Source organism: Streptomyces sp. AC550_RSS872, assembly GCF_019049285.1.
Classification (GTDB): domain Bacteria; phylum Actinomycetota; class Actinomycetes; order Streptomycetales; family Streptomycetaceae; genus Streptomyces.
On the sequence record NZ_JAGMUL010000218.1, the window covers coordinates 1 to 266 of the forward strand.

General features: G+C 57.5%; 2 rRNA genes. Both read left to right on the forward strand.

The features are described from left to right. Nucleotides 1-76, forward strand: a 23S ribosomal RNA gene (locus tag KUM44_RS44715); the annotation flags it as partial. 94 nt (nucleotides 77-170) lie between these two features. Continuing rightward, a 5S ribosomal RNA gene (gene rrf / locus KUM44_RS44720) occupies nucleotides 171-266 on the forward strand; the annotation flags it as partial.

The window sequence follows — 266 nt, forward strand, 5'->3', positions numbered from 1 at the left end:
TGGGTTGATAGGCCGGATCTGGAAGCACGGTAACGTGTGGAGGTGACCGGTACTAATAGGCCGAGGGCTTGTCCTCAGTTGCTCGCGTCCACTGTGTTGGTTCTGAAACCACGAACGGCCCCGCTGTCGTCACAGCAGCGGTGCGGCATTGTTTGACAGTTTCATAGTGTTTCGGTGGTTATAGCGTGAGGGAAACGCCCGGTTACATTCCGAACCCGGAAGCTAAGCCTTACAGCGCCGATGGTACTGCAGGGGGGACCCTGTGG